At 64.0% G+C, this 25,348-nt stretch carries 19 protein-coding genes and 1 other RNA gene; 12 read left to right on the top strand and 8 right to left on the bottom strand.

The window, feature by feature from the left end:
• Positions 1-124 precede the first annotated feature (124 nt).
• From O9Z70_RS09530 to ligA, 8 genes are all read left to right on the top strand, one after another.
• The gene (locus O9Z70_RS09530) at positions 125-1,045 is read left to right on the top strand and encodes a D-alanine--D-alanine ligase (protein WP_286018588.1); all 921 of its coding nucleotides are present in this window, start codon (positions 125-127) and stop codon (positions 1,043-1,045) included.
• Entirely contained in the window at positions 1,033-1,911 is an 879-nt protein-coding gene (locus tag O9Z70_RS09525; protein WP_286018587.1) for a cell division protein FtsQ/DivIB, read from the top strand. The genes O9Z70_RS09530 and O9Z70_RS09525 overlap by 13 nt, the downstream gene beginning before the upstream one ends.
• Positions 1,908-3,221, top strand: coding sequence for a cell division protein FtsA (gene ftsA / locus O9Z70_RS09520; protein ID WP_286018586.1), 1,314 nt, complete (start codon positions 1,908-1,910; stop codon positions 3,219-3,221). The genes O9Z70_RS09525 and ftsA overlap by 4 nt, the downstream gene beginning before the upstream one ends.
• 156 nt (positions 3,222-3,377) lie before the next feature.
• A complete protein-coding gene (ftsZ, locus tag O9Z70_RS09515) occupies positions 3,378-5,036 on the top strand; it encodes a cell division protein FtsZ (RefSeq protein WP_286018585.1) in 1,659 nt (552 codons plus the stop codon).
• 108 nt (positions 5,037-5,144) lie between these two features.
• Complete coding sequence (lpxC, locus tag O9Z70_RS09510) at positions 5,145-6,101, top strand: UDP-3-O-acyl-N-acetylglucosamine deacetylase (protein WP_286018584.1); 957 nt, start codon at positions 5,145-5,147, stop codon at positions 6,099-6,101.
• Positions 6,102-6,196: 95 nt separating this feature from the next.
• Complete coding sequence (locus O9Z70_RS09505) at positions 6,197-7,033, top strand: outer membrane protein assembly factor BamD (protein ID WP_286018583.1); 837 nt, start codon at positions 6,197-6,199, stop codon at positions 7,031-7,033.
• 492 nt (positions 7,034-7,525) lie between these two features.
• Positions 7,526-9,196 (top strand): DNA repair protein RecN, encoded by a 1,671-nt coding sequence (recN, locus tag O9Z70_RS09500; RefSeq protein WP_286018582.1) that lies wholly within the window; start codon positions 7,526-7,528, stop codon positions 9,194-9,196.
• Positions 9,197-9,248: 52 nt separating this feature from the next.
• Positions 9,249-11,492: an NAD-dependent DNA ligase LigA gene (gene ligA / locus O9Z70_RS09495; RefSeq protein WP_502870120.1), complete on the top strand. Its 2,244-nt coding sequence runs from the start codon at positions 9,249-9,251 to the stop codon at positions 11,490-11,492.
• 172 nt (positions 11,493-11,664) lie between these two features.
• Here ligA and O9Z70_RS09490 read toward each other — a convergent pair whose 3' ends face one another.
• Positions 11,665-13,488 (bottom strand): aminopeptidase P family protein, encoded by a 1,824-nt coding sequence (locus O9Z70_RS09490; RefSeq protein ID WP_286018581.1) that lies wholly within the window; start codon positions 13,486-13,488, stop codon positions 11,665-11,667.
• Positions 13,489-13,598: 110 nt separating this feature from the next.
• Between O9Z70_RS09490 and O9Z70_RS09485 the strand changes: the two genes are divergently transcribed.
• Positions 13,599-13,733, top strand: coding sequence for a hypothetical protein (locus O9Z70_RS09485; RefSeq protein WP_286018580.1), 135 nt, complete (start codon positions 13,599-13,601; stop codon positions 13,731-13,733).
• A gap of 117 nt (positions 13,734-13,850) precedes the next feature.
• Positions 13,851-13,982, top strand: coding sequence for a hypothetical protein (locus O9Z70_RS09480; protein WP_286018579.1), 132 nt, complete (start codon positions 13,851-13,853; stop codon positions 13,980-13,982).
• Between the two features lie 234 nt (positions 13,983-14,216).
• Here O9Z70_RS09480 and O9Z70_RS09475 read toward each other — a convergent pair whose 3' ends face one another.
• On the bottom strand, positions 14,217-15,086 hold the full coding sequence (locus O9Z70_RS09475) for a 50S ribosomal protein L11 methyltransferase (RefSeq protein WP_286018578.1): 870 nt from the start codon (positions 15,084-15,086) through the stop codon (positions 14,217-14,219).
• 118 nt (positions 15,087-15,204) lie between these two features.
• On the opposite strand from O9Z70_RS09475, the gene O9Z70_RS09470 reads away from it, so the two are divergent.
• Complete coding sequence (locus O9Z70_RS09470; RefSeq protein ID WP_286018577.1) at positions 15,205-15,495, top strand: putative quinol monooxygenase; 291 nt, start codon at positions 15,205-15,207, stop codon at positions 15,493-15,495.
• Between the two features lie 155 nt (positions 15,496-15,650).
• Here the strand turns inward: O9Z70_RS09470 and O9Z70_RS09465 are convergent, their stop codons facing one another.
• Positions 15,651-17,987 (bottom strand): ATP-dependent helicase, encoded by a 2,337-nt coding sequence (locus O9Z70_RS09465; RefSeq protein WP_286018576.1) that lies wholly within the window; start codon positions 17,985-17,987, stop codon positions 15,651-15,653.
• Positions 17,988-18,237: 250 nt separating this feature from the next.
• On the opposite strand from O9Z70_RS09465, the gene O9Z70_RS09460 reads away from it, so the two are divergent.
• A complete protein-coding gene (locus O9Z70_RS09460; protein ID WP_286018575.1) occupies positions 18,238-21,822 on the top strand; it encodes an AsmA family protein in 3,585 nt (1,194 codons plus the stop codon).
• On the opposite strand, the gene O9Z70_RS09455 is transcribed toward O9Z70_RS09460, so the two are convergent.
• The 5 genes from O9Z70_RS09455 to hflK all read right to left on the bottom strand — a co-directional run bounded on the left by O9Z70_RS09455 (position 21,782) and on the right by hflK (position 25,339).
• Entirely contained in the window at positions 21,782-22,030 is a 249-nt protein-coding gene (locus O9Z70_RS09455; protein ID WP_286018574.1) for a ribbon-helix-helix domain-containing protein, read from the bottom strand. The two genes, O9Z70_RS09460 and O9Z70_RS09455, sit on opposite strands and share 41 nt — an antisense overlap.
• 14 nt (positions 22,031-22,044) lie before the next feature.
• Positions 22,045-22,524 (bottom strand): SspB family protein, encoded by a 480-nt coding sequence (locus tag O9Z70_RS09450; RefSeq protein WP_286018573.1) that lies wholly within the window; start codon positions 22,522-22,524, stop codon positions 22,045-22,047.
• A gap of 214 nt (positions 22,525-22,738) precedes the next feature.
• Positions 22,739-23,096: a transfer-messenger RNA gene (ssrA, locus tag O9Z70_RS09445) on the bottom strand.
• Positions 23,097-23,156: 60 nt separating this feature from the next.
• Entirely contained in the window at positions 23,157-24,242 is a 1,086-nt protein-coding gene (gene hflC / locus O9Z70_RS09440; RefSeq protein WP_286018572.1) for a protease modulator HflC, read from the bottom strand.
• A gap of 2 nt (positions 24,243-24,244) precedes the next feature.
• A complete protein-coding gene (gene hflK / locus O9Z70_RS09435; protein ID WP_286018571.1) occupies positions 24,245-25,339 on the bottom strand; it encodes an FtsH protease activity modulator HflK in 1,095 nt (364 codons plus the stop codon).
• Between the last annotated feature and the right edge of the window lie 9 nt (positions 25,340-25,348).

Here is a 25,348-nt window from a genome sequence, read left to right as displayed (position 1 = left end):
TGTCGGCTTTTGGGGATTTCAGGCCGCACCGATCCCCCTCATCCGGCCCTTCAGGCCGCCTCATCCCCGAGCGGGAGAAGCATGATGCGGCGCTGCTTTTCCAGATTTCAGACAGGATCCTGCCATGACCAAGCATGTCGCCGTTCTCATGGGGGGATGGTCGAATGAGCGCGAGGTGTCGCTGAGTTCGGGCCGTGAATGCGCCGCAGCGCTGGGTCGGGCCGGCTATCGGGTCACCGAAGTCGATGTGGGCCGCGATCTTTCCAATGTCCTGCTCGACCTCAAGCCGGATGTCGCCTTCAACGCGCTGCATGGCCCGTTCGGCGAAAGCGGCATGGTGCAGGGCGTGCTGGAATTGCTCCAAATCCCCTATACCCATTCCGGGGTATTGGCCTCGGCGCTGGCCATGGACAAGCACCAGGCCAAGATCATGCTCAAGGCCGCCGGGGTTCCGGTGACCGACCATGTCATTGCGGGCCGGGAGGAAGTGGCGCGCTCCCATGTCATGGCGCCCCCCTATGTGATCAAGCCGATAGCCGAAGGATCGAGCTTCGGCGTCTTCATCGTCAAGACCGGAACCAGCCATCCGCCGCAGGAAATCCTGCGCGAGGACTGGAATTGCGGCGAGCAGGTCATGGTGGAACGCTATATTCCCGGGCGCGAACTGACCTGCGCGGTGATGGGCGATGTGGCATTGGCCGTCACCGAGATCGTCACCGATCTCAGCTTTTACAATTACGAAGCGAAATATGCCCAGGGCGGATCACTTCACACCATTCCCGCCGACATTAAACCTAAAATTTACGACAAAGTGCAAAAGCTTAGCCTGGCTGCGCATTTGGCGCTCGGCTGCCGTGGCGTGACGCGGACGGACTTCCGCTACAACGACGCGGCCGGCGAGGATGGCGAACTCGTCTGTCTGGAAATCAACACCCAGCCAGGCATGACGCCGACCTCCCTGGTGCCCGAGCAGGCCGCCCATGTCGGGCACAGCTTTGAAGATCTGGTCTCCTGGATGGTGGAGGACGCGAGTTGCAACAGGTAAAGAGCGAGACCTTTCTCGCCGGCGCGCAGATGGTTCATCCGCGCGCATTGCCTGTTCCCGTCCGCACACAGCGCCGGCGGCTCGCCAATCGGGTCAATCGCGCCCTGGTCTTGCACGGCCGCCTGGTGCGCCGGGGCGTGCTCATGGTCGTGCTCGCCGCTGCGGCGCTGGGTGTCTATCAATTGCGCGAGCCGATCGGCAATCTTGCCGCGATGCTGGGCGAAATCGCCCAGGGCAATTTCGCCCAGGCAGGGCTGGCCATCGGCGAAATCTCCATAAGCGGGCAGACGCTTACCGCCGAACAGGACATTTTCGACGCGCTCGGCATCGCGCCGCACACCTCGACGCTGGGCTTCGATGTGGATGCGGCGCGCCAGCGCATCGCCGAATTGCCGGCCGTGCAGGCGGTTACTGTCCGCAAGACCTATCCGGGCGACGTGGCGGTGGTGATCACCGAAAAAGTACCGGTGGCGCGCTGGCGGGTGGATGGGGTGACGTTCGTGATCGACGGACGCGGCGACCAGATCGGCGAGGATCGCGGCGCTTATGGCGAACTGCCCCTGGTCATCGGGGACGGGGCCGCCGACGACGCCCTGGTGATGATCCGGGCGATCGGCACCGTGCCGCGCTTGCAGGACGGGCTCGTCGCGCTGTCGCGCATTGCCGACCGGCGCTGGGACCTGATCTACGATACCGGGCTGCGCGTGCAATTGCCGGAGCAGGGCGTGGCGCCGGCTTTGCGCCGGCTCGTGTCCTATCAGGACCAATATCAGCTTCTCGACCGCGACGTTTCGATCATCGATCTGCGCCTCGATACGATCGTCGCCATTCGCCCCAACAAGACCGAAGAATCCGATAAATCATGATGACCGATGCGATGACGTCCCGGCTGCGGCCGGTCCAACCCGGCAAGACGACGCTGGTGGCGGTGCTCGATATCGGGTCCACCAAGATCTGTTGCGTCATCGCCCGCCTGGTTCCGCGCGCCGAAGGCAAGTCGCTCAAGGGCCGCACCCATCAGGCCGAGGTGATCGGTTTCGGCTATGGCCCCTCCACCGGGGTCAAGAGCGGCGTGGTGGTGGATATCGAAAAGGCCGAGCAGGCCATCCGCAATGTGGTCGGCATGGCCGAACGCGCGGCGGGACTGACGCTGGAAAGCGTGCTGGTGAACGTGACCGCCGGACGGCTGGGCTCCGAGACCTTTTCCGCCGCCGTGTCGCTGGACGGGCAGGAAGTGGAGAAGGCCGATATCGTCCGGGTGCTGAAGGCGGTCAATTCGCGTTCGGTGCGGCCGGAGCGCTCGATCATCCATGCGCTACCCATCGGTTACGCCCTGGACGGCAATAGGGGGGTTCGCGACCCCAAGGGCATGGTGGGCGAAAAGCTCGGCGTCGACGTCGCCGTGGTGAGCGCCGAGACCCTGGCGATGCGCAATCTGGAACTGGTGCTGCATCGCTGCCATTTGCAGATCGAGGCCCTGGTGGCGACCCCTTACGCTTCGGGGCTGGCGACGCTGGTGGATGACGAGGCCAAGCTGGGCGTCGCCTGCATCGATTTTGGCGGGGCCACGACCACGGTTTCGGTCTTCAATGACGGGCATATGGTCTATGCCGACGCCATCGCCATTGGCGGGCATCATCTGACGCTGGACATTGCCCGGCAGCTGTCGGTCAGCGTGGCCGATGCCGAGCGGCTGAAGACGCTGCATGGCTCGGTGCTGCCGGGGCAGGCCGACGAGCGCGAGATGATCGCGATCCAGCCGGTGGGCGCCAGCCATGACGAGGCGCCCGGCCAGATTCCACGGGCGGTGCTGACGCGCATCATGCGCCCGCGCATCGAGGAAATCCTCACCGCGATCCGCGACCGGATGCAGGCGACGGGCATGATGGATGTGTGCGGACGCCGTTTCGTGCTGACCGGGGGCGCCAGCGAAATGACCGGCCTGCCGGAAGTGGCGCGCCGGACCCTGGCGCGCAATGTGCGCAATGGCAGACCGATGGGCATTGCCGGCCTGCCGGACATCGCCAAGGGCGCCGCCTTCGCCACCATGGCGGGAATGCTGGTCTATCCGCAGGTCTGCGGGCAGGAATATGTCGAGCCGCGCGGAAGGGGAAAGCTTACCGGCACCGATGGCTATTTCGCCCGGGTCGGCAATTGGCTGCGCACGAGTTTTTAGCGGATGCGCCGGCGCGGCATGGTTAACGGCAAGGCAATTGGCAGGCGTGTCCTGTCGCAATTTGCGCGGAAGTTAACGGGAACGACTCACTTGTTAGGCTGCGGTTAACGAATGGGCGGGTAAATGTTAACCAACCACGCCAGTATGGGGCCTTCTATGACCATCAATCTCACCATCCCGGATATCCAGGAACTCAAGCCCCGCATCACCGTGTTCGGTGTGGGCGGCGGCGGCGGCAACGCCGTTAACAACATGATCGAATCCGGTCTGGACGGGGTGGATTTCGTCGTCGCCAATACCGACGCGCAAGCCCTGGCCCTGTCCAAGGCGCCGCGTATCATCCAGCTCGGCGTCGGCGTCACCGAAGGATTGGGCGCCGGTTCGCATCCGGAAGTGGGCCGGGCGGCGGCCGAGGAAAGCTGGGACGAGATCAACGATCACCTGTCCGGCTCGCATATGGTGTTCATTACCGCCGGCATGGGCGGCGGCACCGGCACCGGCGCGGCCCCGGTGGTGGCGCGCGCGGCCCGCGAGCAGGGTATTCTGACGGTTGGCGTGGTCACCAAGCCGTTCAATTTCGAAGGCAATCGTCGCACCCGGCTGGCCGATGACGGCATCGATGAGCTGCATCGCCATGTCGATACGCTGATCGTCATTCCCAACCAGAACCTGTTCCGGGTGGCCAATGAGAAGACCACCTTCGCCGACGCTTTCGCCATGGCCGACCAGGTCTTGTTCTCCGGCGTCGCCTGCATCACCGACCTGATGGTCAAGGAAGGCCTGATCAATCTCGACTTCGCCGACGTGCGCGCCGTGATGCGCGGCATGGGCAAGGCGATGATGGGGACGGGCGAGGCATCGGGTGAAGATCGCGCCCGCCATGCCGCCGAGGCCGCCATCGCCAATCCGCTGCTCGACGATGTGTCGATGCAGGGGGCGCGCGGGCTGCTGATCTCGATCACCGGCGGGCCGGATTTGACGCTTTATGAAGTGGACGAAGCGGCGAGCCGCATTCGCGAGGAAGTCGATACCGACGCCAATATCATCCTGGGCGCGACCTACGATCCGAACCTCAACGGCACGATCCGCGTGTCGGTGGTGGCCACCGGCACCGATGCGACCATGGTGCAGGCGCTGGAGCCGGCCAAGCCGAATGCGTCGCGCACGCCGCTATCGGTGAAGCGCCATGTGCCGGCCGAGCGCTCGGTCGTGCCGCCGGCCGCCGAGCCGGTCATGCAGGAGGAAGAGGATATCGGCTACCAGGTGGAAGCCGCCGTCGCCCAGGCCTTCGCGGCCCAGCCGCCGGCCCAGCATTATGCCCATGAGGATGATGGCATCCTGGTCGAGCCCTATATGCCGGAAGCCGAGGCCATGGCCGAGCCCGAAGAGGCGGAAATGCCCGAAGAGCAGCCGATCCCGAGCGTCTATGTGCCCTCGCACGCCGCCCGTCCGGACGGACAGCGCCGGATGCCGCGCACCGAGGAACTGCCAGTTGTTGCACGTCGGTCACAGGATGCGGCGGAACGTCAGGACGCCGAGCCGCGCAATGCGCGCGCCCTGTTCAAGCGCCTGGCCTCCAATGTGGGCATCAATCTGAGCCAGCAGCAGCCGCAGACGCGCAGCGAGCCGCAGCGCTCGCTGGCCGATGACGCGGCGGCGCGCAGCGCCATCGAGGCCGGTGGCGCAAGGACTTCGCGGGTTCCGCCGGCCAGCGAAGGCGCACGCGGCAATCTCGACAATCAGGGACGTGTCCCGGCAGGCCCGACGGCAAAGGAACACTTGGAAATACCGGCATTCCTGCGTAAACACGGCTGATCAGCTGTTGATCGTTTACCGAAAGCTCACTCGGTGCGGCTTCCGCACCGAGTTTTTTTTGGCTAACAGTTCTCACGAGCGTGAAGTCGTCACGGAGTATCTCGACGTATGAACAAGCTATTGACGCGCCAGCGCACGCTCGCCGGTGAGATCAGCTTCTCCGGCTATGGCGTTCACAGCGCGCAATCGGTGACGTTGACGATCGCCGCCGCGGCCCCCGATAGCGGCTATCTCATTCGCCGCGACCTGGGCGAAGGCCGGATGAGCAATGCGGTGCCGGTGCATCATTCGCGCGTCAGCCGCACGACGCTGTGCACGACGCTCGATCTGGGCGACAGCATCAGCGTGGCGACGGTGGAGCATGTGGTTTCCGCGCTGTCGGGCATGGGCGTCGACAATGCGCTCATCACGCTTGACGGCCCCGAATGTCCGATTATGGACGGCTCGGCTTTTCCCTTCGCCGAAGCCATTCTGGCGTGCGGCGTGGAAATCCAGCCGGCGCAGCGCCGGTTCCTCAAGGTCGTGCGGGCGGTCACCGTGCGCAATAACGACGCCTTCGCGGCGCTCGAACCTTATAACGGCCGGGCGCTGGACCTGGAGATCGATTTCGATTCCAAGGTCATTGGCCGGCAGCGGATGATTTTCGACTGGACGCCGCGCCGCTATTTCGAGGATGTGGCGCCCGCCCGCACTTTCGGTTTCGTGCGCGACGCCAAGATTCTGCGCCAGGCCGGCTATGCCCTGGGGTCCAGCCTCGACAATTCGATCACCGTGCACGAGGATCGCATCCTCAATCCGGGCGGGCTGCGCTACGAGGACGAATTCGTGCGCCACAAGCTGCTCGACGCCATCGGCGACCTGTCGCTGGGCGGGCTGCCCATCTGGGGCCGGTTCCGCTCCTATAAGGGCGGACACGCGCTCAATGCACATGTTCTGGCCGGTCTCTTTTCGAGCGAAGCCAATTATGAGATAGTCGGCGCGGAAGACCTGCCGCTGGAATTCGAGGCATTCGACGACCAGCCGGACGGTCTGGAGGTTCATCACTATCTGCGGTCCGTGCGCTGATCCGGGGGCGCTCCCGGCAAGCCGCGCCACAGTTTTGATCCATTTGCCAACTACGCCGCAGCCCTTATGCGGAATGATTAGGAACGGGGCAGTTCGTGAAACTTGTCGTTTTCAGCCAGTTTTCCAGCCGGGCCGCCCGGATCGCCGCCATCGGGCTCGTCGCCGCGGCGCTTGCCGGCTGTAGCCTGTTCAGCCCGCCCAAGGTCAGGGAAGAGCCCATCGTGCCGGCCGCCTCGCTCTATCAGGGCGCGCTGGACGACATGGATCGCCAATATTACCAGACCGCGATCAAGAAGCTGGAACAGCTCGAACGCCAGCATCCGCGCGATGCGCTGACCGAGCAGGGCAAGCTGATGCTGGTCTATGCGAATTATCGCAGCGGCAAGCTGGACGAGGCGATTCTGGCCGCCGACCGGTTCCTGGCGCTCTATCCCAATGGCAAGGACGTGCCTTACGTTCTCTGGCTCAAGGGCACCGCCTATTTCGCCCAGATCAAGGACATCACCCGCGACCAGCAATTGTCGCGCGATGCCATCGACACCTATCAATTGCTCATCAACAATTATCCCAAATCCGAACACGCCATCGACGCCAAGGAAAAACTGCTGGTCGCCTTCGACCAATTGGCCGGCAAGGAAATGTCGGTGGGACGCTATTATCTGGGCAATGGCCAATATGCCGCCGCGATCAACCGCTTCCGCGAGGTGGTGGAAAAGTGGCAGACATCGACTCATGTCGAGGAAGCGCTGTATCGCCTGACGGAAAGCTATCTGCTGCTGGGCCTCACGAATGAGGCGATGTCGGCGGCGGCCGTGCTGGGCCACAATTACCCGTCCAGCGATTGGTACAAGCGCGGCTTCGAGCTGCTGGGCAAGCAGGGCCTGGCGCCGCAGCTGAATTCCGGCAGCTGGCTGGCGTCGCATAGGCGCTAAGCGGCAGATCATCGAAAAGCAGGAAGGGCCCCGTTCGGGGCCCTTTTTATTTTCGGGGGTTCGCCGGGGGCTCCTATGGCCGCTCTATGGAGGAGCTTATGGTGAGCTTGTCGAACGATGGGGTGGGCATCGCGTTTTCGACCTCGTCCTTCGACAGGCTCAGGATGAGGTCTTCTGGGGGTGTGGGACCCAGGATGAGGTCTATTCCCATCGAGAGCCTCATGGTGAGCTTGTCGAACCATGGGGTGAGCATTGAGTTTCCCGACCTCGTCCTTCGACAAGCTCAGGATGAGGTCTGCTGGGGACCCAGGATGAGGTTTGCGGAAGATTGTGCCGTGGCGGATATCTCCATCAAAAACAATGTTGCCATTTTGTTCTAGTTCATTATCATGCCGTTCACCGGTCTTTGCTGTGGAAGCGGGGTCGATGAATCGGTGACGCCGGCGGGACGGTGTTATATCGGGCTATCGGTCCAATTCGGGAAACTCGCGCATGCTCAACGCGCTGTCGGTCCGCAATATCGTTCTTATCGACCAGCTCGACCTGGCGCTGGGCGCGGGCATGACGGTGCTGACCGGCGAGACCGGGGCCGGCAAGTCCATTCTGCTGGATGCGCTGGCGCTGGCGCTGGGCGGGCGCGGCGATGCCTCGCTGGTGCGGCTGGGGCAGGATAGCGGCCAGGTGGTTGCGGTGCTGGAACTGGCGCCCGGCCATCCGGCGCGGACGCTGTTGCGCGACAATGCGATTCCCGACGATGAAGACGTCATCCTGCGGCGGGTGCAATTCGCCGATGGGCGCACCCGCGCCTTCATCAATGACCAGCCGGTTTCCGCCTCGCTGCTCCAGAAGGTGGGCAGCCAGATCATCGAAATTCATGGCCAGCACGACGAGCGGGCGCTGGTGGATGTGGCGACGCACCGCGCCGCATTGGATGCCTTCGGCGAGTTGAATGCCGAAGGCGCCATGGTGCGCGAAAACTGGGCAGCGCTGGTCGAGGCGCAACAGGCGGTCGAGGAGCAGCGGGCGCTGGTGGCGGAAGCCGTGGCGGCCGAGGATTATGCGCGCCATACGGTGGAGGAGCTGGAAAAGCTCAGGCCGGCAGCCGGCGAGGAGGACGAATTGGCCGCGCGGCGGCAGCAATTGCAGCAGGCCGAAAAGGCTGCGTCGGATGTGGCCGAAATCGATGACATCCTCAACGGCGCCAATGCGCCGTCGCCGGCCCTGGCATCTTTGCTGCGCCGGCTGGTGCGCAAGGTCGATGGCGAAGCCAGCCTGTTTCAGCCGATCGTCGACGCGCTGGACGCCTCGCTGGTGGCGCTGGACCGGACGAATGACGCGCTCGAAGACGTGAAGCGGGAAATGGCGTTCGATCCCGGGGAATTGGAGGCGGTCGAAGAGCGGCTCTTCGCCTTGCGGGCGGCGGCGCGCAAGCATCAGACGTCTTGCGACGGGCTGGCCGACGTGCTGGAGAAGTATCGGGGCGATCTCGACACCTTGCAGAGCGGGGAAAGCCGGCTCAAGGCGCTGGAAGCCGAAGAGGCGGCGGCGCGGGCGCGTTATCGCGAGGCGGCCGATATGCTGAGCGCCGGGCGCAAAAAGGCGGCCAAGGCGCTGAGCAGGGCAGTGGAAGCCGAATTGCCCGATCTCAAGCTGGGGGCGGCCAGGTTCATCGTCGATCACCAGGTCGATGGCGAGCGTGTCGCGGCGGCGGGCCTGGACCAGATCGCCTTTCATGTGCAGACCAATCCGGGGACGGCAGCCGGGCCGCTGCTCAAGGTGGCGTCGGGCGGTGAATTGAGCCGGTTCCTCTTGGCGCTCAAAGTGGTGCTGGCCGATCGCGGTTCGGCGCCGGTGCTGATCTTCGACGAAATCGACACCGGGGTCGGCGGCGCGGTGGCCGATGCGATCGGGCGGCGATTGGCGCGGCTGGCCAGTGGGGTGCAGGTGCTCACGGTGACCCACGCCCCACAGGTCGCGGCGCGGGCCGACCGGCACCTGCTCATCGAAAAGCAGATGGTGAATGAGGGGGCGTTCATGCGCACCCATGTCCAGCCGCTGGACAAGAATGCGCGGCAGGAGGAGGTGGCGCGCATGCTGGCCGGGGCGGAGATTTCCAATGAAGCGCGCGCTGCCGCCAAGAAATTGCTGAGCGCATTGGGATAGATCCGGAAGTCACCGGGTCATTCCCGCTTTCACGGGAACGACCCGGTGGGTAATGTTCATTTTCCTGTTCGTGCTGAGTTCCCCCATGTCCGAATTGCCGCAAAAAGACGTTGTCGATCTGTCCGAGGACGAAGCCCGCATTGAACTGGAGCGGCTGGCGGCCGCTATCGCGGCGGCGGACATTGCCTATCATCAGAATGACGCGCCGGAGATCAGCGACGCCGAATATGACGCGCTGAAACAGCGTAATGACGCGCTAGAAGAGGCGTTTCCGGAACTGGTGCGGGCGGACAGCCCCAAGGGCAAGGTGGGGGCGGCGCCGGCGGAAGGCTTTGCCAAGGTGCGGCATGGCGCGCCCATGCTCAGTCTGGCCAAGGCCTATAGCGATCAGGACGTGGTCGATTTCATCGAGCGCGGGCGGCGGTTTTTCGAGCGGGACAAGGATTTGGAGCTGGCCTTTACCGCCGAGCCCAAGATCGACGGGCTGTCGGCATCGCTGCGCTATGAGAACGGAATCTTCGTGCGGGGCGCCACGCGCGGCGACGGGACGGTGGGCGAGGACATAACCGCCAATCTGCGCACGATCGAGGATATTCCGGAGCGGCTGGCCGGTTCGGGCTGGCCGGAAGTGATCGAAATTCGCGGCGAGGTCTATATGACCTATGCCGAATTCCAGGCGCTGAAACAGCGCTCGGCGGCGATTGGCGGCCAGGATTACGTCAATCCGCGCAATACGGCGGCCGGCTCGCTGCGGCAGAAGGATCCCTCCATCACCGCCAGCCGCAATCTCAAATTCTTCGCCTATGCCTGGGGCCTGGCCAGCAGCGAGCCGGCCGACAGCCAGTTCGGGGCGGTGCAGAAATTCGCCGAATGGGGGTTCAAGGTCAGCCCGCTCATGGTGCGCGCGGCTTCGGCGGACGAGCTGATCGCCCATTACCGGAACATCGAGGCGCAGCGGGCTTCTCTCGGCTATGACATCGACGGGGTGGTCTACAAGGTCGACCGGATCGAGCTGCAAAAGCGCTGGGGCTATGTGACCGGCGAGCCGCGCTGGGCCATCGCCCATAAATTCCCGGCCGAGCAGGCGACGAGCGTGGTGCGGGCCATCGACATCCAGGTGGGCCGGACCGGTACGCTGGCGCCGGTGGCGCGGCTGGAGCCGGTGACGGTCGGCGGCGTGGTGGTGGAGAATGTCACGCTGCACAACGAAGATTACATCAAAGGCGTCGACAGCAAGGGCGAGCCGATCCGCGAGGGGATCGATATAAGGATCGGCGACAGCGTTGTCGTACAACGGGCCGGCGACGTCATTCCGCAGATCGTGCGGGTGGTGCTCGACAAGCGGCCGGAGGGGGCGGTGCCCTATGAATTTCCGCAGACCTGCCCGGTTTGCGGCTCGCCCGCCACGCGGGAGATCAACCCCAAGACCGGCAAGGAGGATTCGCGGCGGCGCTGCACCGGCGAATTGATCTGCCCGGCCCAGGCGGTGGAGGGCTTGCGGCATTTCGTGTCGCGCGGGGCGCTGGATATCGAGGGGCTGGGGGCAGAGAATATCGATCTCTTCTTCGCCAAGGGCCTGGTGCGCAACGCCGCCGAGATTTTCACGCTTAAGGATCGGCGGCCCGAAGTGCAACTGGCGCTGGCCGAGCGGCGCGAGGAGCAGGCCAGGGCCCGCGAGGCCGCTTCGGGCAGGGTGCGCAAGAATGTGCGGAGCGTCGATGAGCGAAATTTCGAGGGACTGGACAAGCTGTTCGCCGCCATCGATGCGCGGCGGCAGCCGGAACTGGACCGGTTCATTTTCGCGCTGGGCATCCGCCATATCGGGGAGACCACGGCGGCGGCGCTGGCGCGCACATTCGGAACGATGGAAGAATTGATCCGCGTCGGCAAGGACGTGGCGGCGGCGGCGGACCCGATCGCGGCATTTCCTTCCGTGGACGGCATAGGCGGCACGGTGATCGGGGCGCTGGCCGATTTTTTCGGCAATGAACGCAATGACGATGTGCTGGAGGCGCTGCTGCGGCAGGTGCAGCCGCAGCCCTATGTGCTCAGCATCGCCACCGACAGCCAGGTGGCGGGCAAGACGGTGGTGTTTACCGGCTCCCTGGAAAAAATGACCCGCTCGGAAGCCAAGGCCATGGCCGAACGGCTGGGGGCCAAGGTGGCCGGCTCGGTGTCGGCGAAAACCGATATTCTGGTCGCCGGCCCCGGCGCCGGATCGAAGCTGAAATCGGCGCAGGCGCTGGGCGTCGAGGTGATCAGCGAGGACGAATGGTTCGAGCGGGTCGGGGGCTGATGCGTTTTCGCGTTCTCGAACGCAGGCGAGGAAGGCTATCGGAGATCACACCACGCTCGTCACCCTCGCGCTTGACGCGAGGGTGACGATCCGGGAAAGCGGCGCTATCGAAGCCATGGGCGATAGATTGCCTCAAGGGGAGGGCGCAGCGGAGGAATAGGCGCATAATCCCTCAGATGGCGGCGGTGGCGTGCTTAAGCCAATCCTTGGCCTTGCTTTGCAGCAGCGGGCCGATCTCGGTCCACACGCGGGCGTGGAAATCGTTGAGCCAGTCGCGTTCGTCGGCGGTGAGCAGGCCGGGCTCGATCAGCCGCGTATCGATGGGTGCCAGGGTGAGGGTTTCGAAATCCAGATAGCCGGGGAAGTCTTCGGCGTCCCGGACCACGAGCAGGTTCTCGATGCGGATGCCGTATTCGCCGGTTTTGTAATAGCCCGGTTCGTTGGACAGGATATTGCCGGCCTCCAGGGGCAGGGTGTAGCGCGGGGCGATGCCCACCGGGCCTTCATGCACGCCGAGAAAGGCGCCGACGCCATGGCCGGTGCCGTGATTATAGGTGATGCCCTTCTGCCAGAGATATTGCCGCGCCAGCACGTCGATCTGCGCGCCGGTCGTGCCCCGGGGAAAGCGGGCGGTGGAAATGGCGATCATGCCCTTGAGCACGCGGGTATAGCGGTCCTTCTGTTCCGGCGTCGCCGAGCCGGTATAGAGGGTGCGGGTGATGTCGGTGGTGCCCGACAGATATTGCGCGCCACTATCGACCAGCATGAGTTCGCCGGCATTGAGCCGGCGGTCGGTCTTGTCGGTCACCCGGTAATGAACGATAGCGCCGTTGGGGCCGGCGCCGGAAATGGTGTCGAAACTGGCATCGATGCAGGTTTCTTCCTCGCGGCGGCAGGCTTCGAGCGCGGTGACGATGCCGATTTCGGTCAACTCGCCCTTGGGCGCTTCCGCATCGAACCAGCAGAGGAATTTGGCCAGCGCGACGCCATCCAGCCGGTGCGCCTCGCGCATGCCGGCCAGTTCGGCGTCGTTCTTGCGCGATTTGGGACCGAGAACGGGATCGCGCTTTTCAACCACTTCGGCGCCGGCTTGGCGCAGAATATCGGCGACGGCGGCAGGAGCGGATTGCGGGTCGACGATGACGGCCCGCTTGTCCGATCCCAGCTTTTCCAGCGCCTCCGCCAGGGTGGCGCTCGGGGCGATCGTGGCGATGCCGTCCAGCGCGCGGGTCAGGTCGGGCGTGATCTTGGCTTCATCGAGATAGAGCGTGGGCAGGCCGGATTCCGGCACGATGGCGAAGCCCAGGACGAAGGGGGTGTTGGGCACATCGCGGCCGCGCATATTGAACAGCCAGCAAATCGATTCCGGCAGGGTCAGCACGGCGGCGTCGGCCGGTTCGGCGGCGAGCACGTCATGGAGATAGGCGATCTTGTCCGCGGCCGTGCGCCCGGCGCGATTGTGGCCGAGAAATTCGATGGGGCTGACCGGCGGCGCCGGGCGGTCGCTCCAGATCGCGTCGACCAGATTGGCATGGGGCACGATTTCGGCATGACCAGCCAGTTTTTCGGCGAGGTCGCGCACCTCGCCCGGGGTATGCAGCCAGGGATCATAGGCGAGCCGGCCGCCCTTGGGGACATAAAGCTTCACGTCCGGGCTGATGCCGCCCTGATTGACTTCATGCACATCGATCTTGCCGGTATCGGTCTGGGCCGGGGCCTGCAAGGTATAGCGGCTGTCGACAAACAGCCCAGCCTTCTCCGATCCGATCACGGCGAGCCCGGCCGAGCCGGTGAAACCGGTGACATAGGCCAGGCGCGCCTCGCTCGCGGGAACGGATTCGCCCCGATGCGCATCGGCGCGGGGGATGAGGAAAGCGTCGAAGCCGGCTTGTTTCATGGCGACGCGGAGCGCCGCCAGGCGGGGCGCGACCTGACCGGGATCGGTCTTTTCGTCGAATGACTGGAACCTGGTGGGGGGGAAAGGAGAGGAGGTCATCTGCATATCCTGGCGCCGGGGTGCACCCCGGTCATGGCTGGCCTGATTTTCTGGCGGTGGTCGCCGCGCAATCCGAACCTATCTTAAAGGCGTAGGACAAGGAGAGACAAATGAACAAGAAGCAGAATTTCTTTCAGCGCGCCTTCGATGCCATTGTGGAAAGCCGCTCCCGCGAGGCCGAGCGCTACCTCGAACTTTATGGGCGCAAGTATGAAGCCAGCCGGGACAAGACGGATCGCCGTTAATCGCGCTTGCGAAAACGGCATGGCTGACCTGCCTGTGGCCACCTAACCGAGAGGGCGCAAACAGCCTAAAGAGAGATTGTCGGATGGCGATGGACCCTCCGGCACATGGAGTGGAAGATGACTGAAAGCAAGAATGGTTTTCGCAACGCTTTGGGTGGCCTGATCGATGCCCGTGGCCGCGAAGCCTCCCGCCAGATCAGCTACCGCATGCAGTATCAGCTGATCGGCGCGGTTACCAAGCGCCCCTGACATTGCTGCAGGCTTACTGCTGACGATCCCTGCCGATCCCCGGAGCCCGCTTCGGGGATTTTACTTTTTTGGGGGTGTTTCAGCTTTCATGAAAGCGGCGATATTCGTGTCCCCCGCTCGCACTATCGCCTATGGCGTCTCCTCCCGGATCGCCAAGAACCCTCGCGTCAAGCGCGAGGGGGACGAGTGGGGGATTGAGGCGTCGATTTCGTCAAAGCCGGAATGGCGCCGGGGTCAGCGTTTCCGCAGGACCAGAGTGGTCCATTCCTGGCGCTTGAGGTGATCTTCCAGGGCGAAGCCGGCGGAATCATAGGCGGCGATGACGCCATCGGCCTGAATATTGAGAATGCCGGACAGGATGGCATGGGCGCCGGGCTGTGCGACCTGGCCGATGCCGGGCGCCATCTCGGTCAGCGGGCCGGCGAGAATATTGGCGACAATCAGGTCGAAGGGCGCGCGCGTGGCGATTTCGGCATGATCAAGGCCGATTGCTTCGAGGGCGTCGATCTGATCGCCGACGCCATTGTCCCGCGCATTTTCAATGGTCGTCGCGACCGCGATCGGGTCGATATCGGTCGCGAGGATTTTGGCGTGAATGCGCTTGGCAAGGGCAATGGCGAGAACGCCGGTTCCGGTGCCGATATCGATCATGCGGCCGGGGGTGCGCTTGCGCAGAACCATCTCGATGGCTTCGAGGCAGCCCGTGGTGGTTTGGTGGTGGCCGGTGCCGAAGGCTTGCGCCGCCTCGATCTTTATCGGGGTCAGGCCTTGGGGGACCGGATCGCTGGAATGGCTGCCATAGACATAGAAGCCGCCGGCGATTACCGGGGCGAGCCCTTCGAGCGACTTGGCAACCCAGTTGACCTCGGGATCAATGGGCTCGACGGAAAAAGCGACATCGCCACCGAGCACTTGCCGCGCCAGTTCGGAAAAGGCTTCAAGGTCGGGCGGGCTGTCGCAAGTGGCCTCGAACACCCATTCGCCCGTCTCCTCGTTTTCATGCGCCGAAGCGGTCAATGCCAGATCGTCGCGCTCGGAGACGGCGTCGACCAGGGCATAGGCCTGTTCCTTGGTGAGCGAGACGGAGAGCTGGTCGACGGACATGGGGCGGCCTCGGGGTCTGTTTGGCCTTCATTGCTGCACGAGGGCAGGGCAAGTCAATGGCGGCGCTTGACGCCGGGATGAGATTTGTTCATCATTTGTTCGGGCGAGGAGTAAAATCATGTATGGATTGATCGGTCGGATGATGGCGGCGCCGGGCCAGCGCGAAGCGTTGCTGACGGTGATGCAGGAGGGGCAGGTGCCGATGGCGGGCTGCCTGAGCTATGTGCTGGCGCGCGATCCGGGGAGCGAAGACGGCATCTGGATTACCGAAGTGTGGGACAGCAAGCAGAGCCATGCGGCCTCGCTGCACATCCCCGAAGTGCGCGAGACCATCAGCCGCGCCAGGCCGATGATCGCCAGCTTCGCGGAGCAATTCGAAACCGAGCCGGTGGGCGGCGTGGGGATTTAGGGTGTTCAGCTTCCCATGGAAGCGTTCACGAATGGGGGTAGGGCGGTCGCATGGCCGCTAGGCCCAGAGGAATAGCGCTGCTTCAAGAACTTGCGATGGAGAGCTGGGTTCTTGCGTTCCCTCATCTCGGTTAGGCGGGAAATGCTCTAACGGCGTCACGCCTTCCTGATAAAGCTCTCCAGCACCTTTTTCGTGGCGGCCTTTTCGAAGTCGATGGTCAGCTTGTTGCCTTCGATCTGGATGACTTTGCCATAACCGAATTTGAGGTGGAAGACGCGTTCGCCCAGGGCGAATCCGCTCGACTGGCCGCCGAGATCGACGGAGCGGGCGACGAGTTCGCCTTCGATGGTCAGGGGGCCGGGGCTCTTGCGGCTGGCCTGGTTGGCGCGGGCGCGTTGCCAGCCGGGGGTTTCATAGACGCTTTCGAACGGATCGGCCTTGTTGAAGCGACTGCTGGCGCCGCCGCCATAGCCATAACCGCCATAGGAGGAGCCGGTATCGGTCACCTCCACCACGTCGGCGGGCAATTCGTCAAGGAAGCGCGAGGGGATGGCCGATTGCCAAAGGCCGTGAATGCGGCGGTTCTGGGCGACGGAGAGGCGCACGCGCTTGCGGCCCCTGGTGATGCCGACATAGGCGAGGCGCCGTTCTTCCTCCAGTCCGGCGCGGCCGCTTTCGTCCAGCGAGCGCTGATGGGGAAAAAGGCCCTCTTCCCAGCCGGGCAAGAAAACGGTGTCGAATTCCAGGCCCTTGGCCGAGTGCAGGGTCATGATGGAGACGGCGTCTTCGGCTTCGCCGCTATCGCGGTCCATGACCAGCGAGATATGTTCGAGGAAACCGCCCAGGGTTTCGAATTCCTCCATGGAGCGGATGAGTTCCTTGAGGTTTTCCAGCCGGCCGGGACTGTCCGGTGACTTGTCGGCCTGCCACATGCCGGTATAGCCGCTCTCGTCGAGGATCTGCTCGGCGACTTCCCAATGGTGCATGCCGTCGAGGCGCTGGGCCCAATGGTCGAATTGCATGACCAGTTCGCGCAGGGTGGTGCGTTGCTTGGGCTTGAGTTCCTCGGTCTCGATCAGCGTCCGGGTGGCGGCGAGGAGCGGCACATTGAGGTGCCGGGCCGTCTCCAGCAGGATTTTCACGGTGGAATCGCCGAGGCCGCGCTTGGGCACATTGACGATGCGCTCGAAGGCGAGATCGTCGGCGGGCTGGGCGACGAGGCGGAGATAGGCGAGGGCGTCGCGGATTTCCTTGCGCTCGTAGAAGCGCGGGCCGCCGATGACGCGATAATTGAGGCCGAGGGTGATGAAGCGCTCTTCGAATTCGCGCATCTGGAAGGAAGCGCGAACCAGGATGGCGATGGAATTGAGTTGCTCGCCCCGGCGCTGATATTGCTCGATTTCCTCGCCGATATGGCGGGCCTCCTCCTCGCTGTCCCAGACCGAGGTGAGGGTGACCTTCTCGCCGCCCTCGGCCATGTCGGTATGCAGCGTCTTGCCCAGCCTGCCTTCATTGAAGGCGATGAGGGTGGAGGCGGCCTTGAGGATATTGGCGGTGGAGCGGTAATTGCGCTCCAGCTTGATGACCTTGGCGCCGGGGAAATCGCTTTCGAAGCGCAGGATATTGTCGACCTCGGCGCCGCGCCAGCCATAGATGGACTGGTCGTCGTCGCCCACTACGCAGATATTGGCTGCGGAAGCGGGTTTGCCCTGCGCCAGCAGTCGCAGCCAGAGATATTGGGCGACGTTGCTATCCTGGTATTCATCCACCAGCATATATTTGAAGCGGCGGTGATATTCGGCCAGCACTTCCGGATTTTCGCGGAAGAGGCGGATGCATTCGAGCAGCAGATCGCCGAAATCGGCGGCGTTGAGGGTTTTGAGGCGCGCCTGGTAATCGTGGTAGAGCTTGCCGCCCTTACCATTGGCGAAATAGCCGCTTTCGGCGGCGGGCACGTCCTTGGGAAGCCAGCCCCGGTTCTTCCAGGCGTCGAGCATGCCGGCGAATTGCCGCGCCGGCCAGCGTTTCTCATCGATATTCTCGGCTTCGAGCAATTGCTTGATCAGCCGGATCTGGTCGTCGGTATCGAGGATGGTGAAGGCCGGCTTCAAATCCACCAATTCGGCGTGGCGGCGCAGGATGCGGGCGGAAATGGAGTGGAAAGTGCCCAGCCAGGGCATGCCTTCGACCGAAGCGCCGACCAGATTGGCGATGCGCTCCTTCATCTCGCGCGCCGCGCGATTGGTGAAGGTCACCGACAGGATTTCGCTGCCGCGCGCCAGGCGCTGGGTCAGGATATGGGCGATGCGGGTGGTGAGGACGCGGGTCTTGCCGGTGCCGGCGCCGGCCAGCACCAGGAGCGGCCCGTCCGTGGTCAGCACGGCTTCGCGCTGCTCGGGATTGAGCCCGGACAGATAATCCGGCTCGCGCCGGTGAAGCTGGCTGGTGATCGGCCCGCCTTGGGGGCGGGATAGGGGAGCGGGTTCGGCCATGCGGATTTTTTTACGAGGCGCGCAGGGCGGAGGCTACCGCGCGGCCAAGCCTTGATGAATCTTATTTTGTTCTACTCGCCAATATAGGGAGCCGATGCCTGTCTGTATAGAAGCGCGGCCGTTTGCGTAGCGGGGCGGCAGGGGTTATGGAGACGGGGTTTCCTCTGCTCAAATCGGCCTCATCCGGCTTGCGCGGCAAGCGCAAGTGCCTACACTCAAGCCGGTTTCAGCCCAGGACAGAACGCGCACAGTGCTCAATCGCATCTATATCGTGGTCGGCGTTTTCGCCATCGTGGTGCTGGCCGGCGCCTTCATCGCGCCGTTCTTCATCCAGTGGAGCGATTATCGCGACCGCATGGAGGTATTGGCCAGCGGCGTGCTCGGCGCCGAGGTGACGATTCGGGGCGATATATCCTTCTCGCTGCTGCCCTCGCCGCGCCTCGAATTCTCCGACGTGGTGGTGGGCGATCTGGAATCGCCGGTGGCCAGCGCGGCGGCGGTGGAAGCCGAGTTCGCGCTGTTCGATTTCCTGCGCGACAATTACACGGTCACGGCGCTCACCCTCGTCCAGCCGGTGGTCGATCTGGTGCTGGACGAAAATGGCCTGTTCAGCAGCGGGGTCGATCTGGCCGGCGAAGGGAGCGGGGTAGCTCTCGGTCACGCCCGCATTGCCGATGGCCGCGTGAGATTGACCGATTTGCGCGCTGACGAGGTGTTCTCGGCCAGCCATATCGACGGCGATCTGCGGTTATCGAGCTTTACCGGGCCGTTCCAGTTCCAGGGCGCCGCCGATTATGGTGGCAAGCGCTATGAGGTGCGGTTCAACTCGGCCGCCAGCGACGCCATGGGCGCCAACCGCATTTCGGCATTCCTGCGTGAATCCGCCGGCGCCTATTCGCTGACCGGCGAAGGCATGCTCACCGCCGGCATGGCGCCGAAATTCGACGGCACGGTGGTTTATCGCCAGGCGCCGCCGGCCGCCGCTGTGGCCGACGATATTCGCGGCGCGCTGGTATTGGAAAGCAGCGTAAATATATCCACCGATCGCGTGGTTCTGTCGGGCTATACGCTGCATCCCGACGAAAACCGCGCCGGCATGCGCTTGACCGGCTCCGCCAATATCCAGCTTGGCGCGCGGCGCAGTTTCGATGCGGTGGTCTCGGGTGGGGTATTTTCACTGCCGCCCCGCGATGCGACGGAAGTGCCATCCGAGCAGAGCTATGAATTGGTGCGGCTGCTTGCGGAAATACCGCCGCCGCCCGTGCCGCCCATGCCGGGCCGGCTGAATATCGATCTGGCCGAAGCCAATCTGCGCGGCTTTTCGTTGCGGGAACTGCGTCTCAACGCCACCAGCGATGGCTCGGCCTGGCGGATCGAACAGGCAGTGGCGCATCTGCCGGGCGATACGGAAATCCGCCTCTCGGGCACGGCGACCAATGAACGCGGACGCGCCGGGTTCAAGGGCGATCTCTTCGTGTCGGCGCGGCGTCTCGATGCTCTGGCCCAGCTCTGGCGCCGTCCCGGGGATGACAATCCGCTGTTCAATACGCCCGGTTCCCTGGAGGGCCGGATCATGCTGGCCGGCGATGCATTCGGGCTCAACAATGGGCGGCTGGAATTTGCCGGGCAGAGCCATTCGCTGGAGATAAGACTTGGATTTGGTGAAGAGCCGCGTCTCGATAGCGTGGTGCATCTCGGGCAATTAAGTCCTGCCCAGACGGCGGGGCTCCTGGCGCTGGCGCCGGCTGCCGCCAATGACGGCAGTTTCGCCGTGAGTTTCCCCAATGGCAGTTTTTCGCTGACGGCGCAGACCATCGACCTGCTGGGGCTCATGGCAAGCGAGCTGTCGCTTGAAGGGCAATGGTCACCATCGGAACTGCGCCTGCCAAAGGTCTCGGCTGGCGATTGGGGCGGAATATCGCTCAATGGCGCCCTGCGGCTGGCCGGCAATCTGGCCGATCCCCGGGTGACGGGCACGGGGCAGGTCACCGTGAGCGCCGCGGATGCGCCGGGGCTGGCGGCGTTCTATGAAATGGCCGGGATGCCTTATGTCTGGCAAGAGGGGCTGGACGGCGTCTGGCCCGGAGACCTGCGTTTCAATCTGTCGGATGCCGAGGCCGGCGCCGGGCAGGTCCTGACCCTGGGGGGTGAACTGGGCGCTGCGGCGCTCGACCTGCGGGCCGATATGGTTTCAGGATTGTCGGGCCTGGCGGAGGACGATCTGCGGCTGGTGGTGTCGCTGGAAGCCGGAGATGCCGGCGCGGCCCAGCAACAGTTCGGGCTCGGTCCGGTTCCCCTGTTCGAGGGCGACGGGCCGATGGTGGCGAGCCTGTTCATGGAGGGCAGCGGCACTGGCGGGTTCGCCGGGCGAGCCTCTATCAGCCAGGCGGGACAATCGATCAGCTATTCCGGCGACCTGACGGTTGCGCCCAATGGCGAGTTAAGCGGGCAGGGCACGCTGGATGTGCTGCTGGAAGATGGCAGCGGGCTGGCTGCGTTGGCGGGCCTCGATGGCGCGAGCCTGCCAGCCATCGAGGCCAGTGCGGCGCTGCGTTTTGCCGGGCGGCGTGAATTGGTGTTCACCGATATTGCGGGAAGCAGCGGCGAGACCGGGTTTTCCGGCGAGCTTTCCATGCAGATGCTTGGGCAATTGCCGACCTTCAGCGGAACGCTTCGTGCCGATATGGTCGATGCGCTGGGCCTCGGCATGGCCCTGTTCGGCAAGGAAGCGATCGTCGTGCCCGGGGAGGGATTCTGGCCTGAAGGACCATTGGCTTTGACAACGGCGCCGCGCCCCTCGCGCGGCGATATCGCCGTCGAGACCGATGCCATAGCCGCCAATGGCGCGCCGCTGCTCGGCGAGAGCAGTTTCGTCTATGCCTGGACGCCGGAAACGATGAGTCTCGACCGGTTCCAGGCCCAGGTCGGCGATGGCAGGCTGACGCTGAGCCTGGCGCAATGCTGTTCAGGGCCATTGACCGAACGCAGCGTCACTGGCCGGATGTCGCTGTCCGGCGTGGAGATCGATGCTCTGGTGCCGCCGGCGATGCATTGGGGGCTGGGCGGGCAGATCGCGGCAGGATTGCAGTTCGAAGGGAACGGCCGGAGCCTGGGCGAGGTCGTGCGCAGCCTTTCCGGCGAGGGTAATTTCACCGTCGCGGATTTCCAGGCGTCCGGGCTGGCTCCGGCTGTGTTCCCGACCATGGCCGGCATCGAGGATCCGCTGAATGAAGAGGCGGATGCGCTGGAGACGCTGATCGGACTGGCCTTGGCGCAAGGATTCTTCACGGCGGATGGAGCGCAAGGGGCATTTTCCATTGCCGGCGGTACGGCGCGGCTGGCCAATCTGATCGTGGACGGCGCCGGCGGGCGCCTGGCGGGCAGTCTCAACCTGTCATTGAACCGGCTGGGGCTCGATGGCAGCTTCGTCTTGACGCCGCGAAACTATGTCGATCCCAACGGCCTGATCGAGCCGGACACCGCCCGCATCGTCGCGCGGATCGGCGGCACGCTGCTGGGCCCATTGGTCAGGCTCGACCTGGCGGAAATGGTCGCCGCTATCCAGGTGCGGGCCAATGAATTGGAATTGGAGCGCCTCGACGCGCTGCGGCGCGAGGACGAGGCGCGACAACGCGCGGCGGCGGCGGAGCGCAACAGGCTGGCCGAAGAACAGCGTCAAAGAGCGGCGGAAGAGACCGCAAGGCGGGCGGAGGAAGAAGCCAGACGGCTTGAGGAAGAGCAGGTTCCGGACGAGCCGGGGCTGGAGCCGGGCGAGACCGCGCCGACCCTGCCGCTCAATCTCGGCTTTCAGCCCGGCGTTCCTCTGCCGAACTGATGTCGGGCCGATCCCGATACCAGGCGAGAACGGCCAGGCGCACAGCGGAAGACAAATTGGCGGTCTGGCGGGTTTCGTCTATCTCGCGGATGAGGCCGGCAAGGCTGAGCCGCCGCGCCGCGGCCATGGCTTCGAAACCGCGCCAGAAATCGGGCTCAAGGGCGATCGAGGTGCGATGCCCGGCAATGGAGAAGGAGCGCTTTTCCATGGGCCAGGACAGGATCAGGGCTTCTTGCGGAAGGCGTCGAGGCTGATCACCTTTTCGCCCTGGCTTTCCGATGTATCGGCGACGGCTTCGGTGGCCGCGTCCGCCGCCGCCTCTATGCCGCCTTCATCCTGCGGGGCCGTGGCGGGGTCGAATTGCAGGCCGAATTGCACGGAAGGATCGAAAAAGCCCTTGATGGCGGCAAAGGGAATAACCAGCAGTTCCGGCTGACCGTTGAAGCTGAGGCCGACCTCGAAGGTGCTTTCATTGACCTTGAGGTCCCAATACTGGTTTTGCAGCACGATGGTCATTTCCTTGTCGTACTGCTTGAGCAGTTCCTCGGAGAGCCGCACGCCGGGGGCCCTGGTGGCGAAGGAAATGAAGAAATGATGTTCGCCGGGCAGCCCGGTCCGCGACACCTCGGCCAGAACCTTGCGCACGACGCCGCGCAGGGCTTCCTGGGCGAGAATGTCGTATCGCATGTGGTCTTCGGCCATGATGCCTTCTGCTCCTCGTTGGAATCGTTCACCGTCTCTGCGAAACACCGAACGCGTCCTGGTTTTGTCTTGTCGCGCTTGCGAACCGGAAAAGCCGTGTCCGCTTTTCCTGAAATGCCCGGGGATCGGACAGAATCCCGAACGGCTCATATCAGCCCTACGTTCCAGGAGATTTCAAGGACAAAGGCGTCGCAGGCGAACAACATTGAAAAGAAGTGCAGGCTTCTGTTGCCAGGTGCCTGCGAACCCCGCCTGCCGCCCGGCTAGGAGCGGAGGACTTCAATTCCCAGTGCTAGCACCGCTTACGCGGCGAGAGCGACCGGAGCCTTATTGTTGTCATTAGCAACTATAAGTTTCGGACCGATAACGGTGGTACCTCACCGAGCAAAAGCACACTCTTTACGCCCTCGTCGATCCTGTTTCGTCCCCATGGGCTCGCCCTCGAAAGGAGGAGATGGTGGAGACGCCGGGTACTGCCCCCGGGTCCGATGGGTTTATTACAATGACCATTTATCGCCATAGCCCTTGCGGGCACTCCCTATATAGGTGAGGCCCGAGCCGGATGCAAATGCGGGGCAAAGAAAAACCGGCGCAGAATGTGCGCCGGTTTTTGCATTTGTCGCCAAACGACCCTATTCGCCGGCCGGCGGGGCGGTGTCCTCGACGGCGGGCGGCGCTTCCGTGCCCACGGTCGGCTCGAGCTGCGAGCCATCTTCCAGAGTGAGGCTGGGAGCGACGGTTTCCTCGATACCCAGACCATCGAGCGCCGGCTCGTCGGTGGTGGCCGGGATTTCGACCGTGCCGGCGGGCGGCAGCGGGGTGGAAAAAGTGGTGCTCGCCGCCGGTATCTCGCCATCCGAACCGAAGTAACGGAAGAAAGCGCTTTCGGGCGACAGGACCATTGTGGTGCCGGAATTGGCCAATGCCAGGCGATAGGCTTCCATGGAGCGGTAGAACTCGAAGAATTCCGGGTCCTGGCCATAGGCGGCGGCATAGATGCGGTTCCGATCGGCGTCGCCCTGACCGCGGATGATCTCGGCATCGCGGGTCGCGGCGGCGACGATTTCCACCGCCTGACGATCGGCGATGGCGCGCAGGCTCTGGGCCTGTTCCTGACCGCGGGCGCGGAGCAGGGCGGCTTCGGCGAGACGTTCGGCGCGCATGCGTTCGAAGGTCGTGGCCGAAACCTCGGAATCGAGGTCGGTGCGCAGGATGCGGACATCGACGATGTCCAGGCCCAGCTCAGCCAGATCCGGACGGATCAGATTGCGGGTTTCCTGCATCATCTGCGTGCGCTGATCGGACAGGGCATCCGTGAATTCACGCAGGCCATAGACCTGCCGCAGAGCCGCATCGAGGCTGGCGCCGATACGGGCTTCAGCCACCGAAAGCTGGCCGGTGGCCCGCTCGCGGAACAATTGCGCATCGGCGATCCGATAGGTCAGGAAAGCGTCCACCTGATAGAAGGCGTTGCCCGAAACCTGCACCCGCATATTGGCGATGTCGTAGCGCAGCAAACGGTCGTCGACGATCTGGACGCTGTCGACGATATCGGTCGGGATCTTGAAATAGAGGCCCGGCTCGGTGCGGACGTCGGTGATCTGACCGAAGCGCATGACGATGGCCTGTTCCCGCTCGTCGACGATGTAGATCGAGGAAAACAGCACGTAGAGCGCGGCGATGATAACGGCGCCAATGATGAAGAGACGATTGGTCATGATCAGTTCCCCGTCGAGCTGGTTGCGCGCGAACGCAGTTCAGGCAGCGGCAGATAGGGCACGACGCCCGATCCCTGGGTGCCATTCTCGATCAGGACCTTTTCCGACCCGCCCAATACCTCTTCCATGGTTTCAAGGAACAGGCGCTTGCGGGTCACGTCCGGCGAATTGACGTATTCGGCATAGATGGAGTTGAAGCGCTCCGCCTCACCGGTGGCTTCCTGCACCACGCGATTGGTGTAAGCGGCGGCATCTTCGCGCTGCGCGGCGGCGCGACCACGGGCATCGCCCAGCAGGGTATTGGCGTAGGAGCGGGCCTCTTCCTGCAGGCGCGTCTCGTCCTGACGGGCACGCTGCACTTCGTTGAAGGCGTCAATCACCTCCGCCGGCGGGCTGGCGTTCTCGATCAGGATCTGGCTGACGGTGACGCCCAGGCCATAGGCTTCCAGCGTGCTTTGCGTGATGCGCAGCACGTCTGCCTGAATGCCGGCGCGGTCATCGGAATAAACTTCCTGTGCCGGACGGCGGCCGACGACTTCGCGCATGGCGCTTTCGGCGGCGTAGCGGACCAGCGAATCCTGATCACGGACGTTGAAGATATAGGATGTGGGTTCGCTGATGAACCAGAACACCGAGAACTGCACATTGACGATGTTCTGATCGCCCGACAGCATCAAGCCGTCGCTGGCGCCGGCGCGCGAGCCGCTGGCATTGGGCACGCCGATCTGGATCTGGTTGACAGTGGTGACGACGCGCTCGACGGTCTCGACCGGCCAGAGCATGAAATGCAGGCCCGGGCCGGACAGCTCGGGCTTGGGCTTGCCGAAGCGCAGTTCGACGCCGACTTCCTGCGGATTGATCGTATAGACGGAATTGACGCCCCAGAAAGCGAGCAGCGCGACCACGCCGCCGACAATAGCCCAGCGGCCACCGGGCACACCGCCCTTGAACTGGTCGCGTCCCCGATTAAGAATGTCTTCGAGATTGGGAGTGTTTCCGCCACCCGGTCGACGCGGACCCCCGCCGCCGCCAGGAGCCTGGCCCCAGGGACCGCCTGTATTGCGGCCACCTCCGCCTCCATTATTCTCCCAAGGCATCGCATTCCT

The sequence above is a fragment of the Devosia sp. YIM 151766 genome (assembly GCF_030285925.1).
Lineage (GTDB): Bacteria > Pseudomonadota > Alphaproteobacteria > Rhizobiales > Devosiaceae > Devosia.
This window is presented reverse-complemented; position numbering and strand designations above follow the sequence as displayed.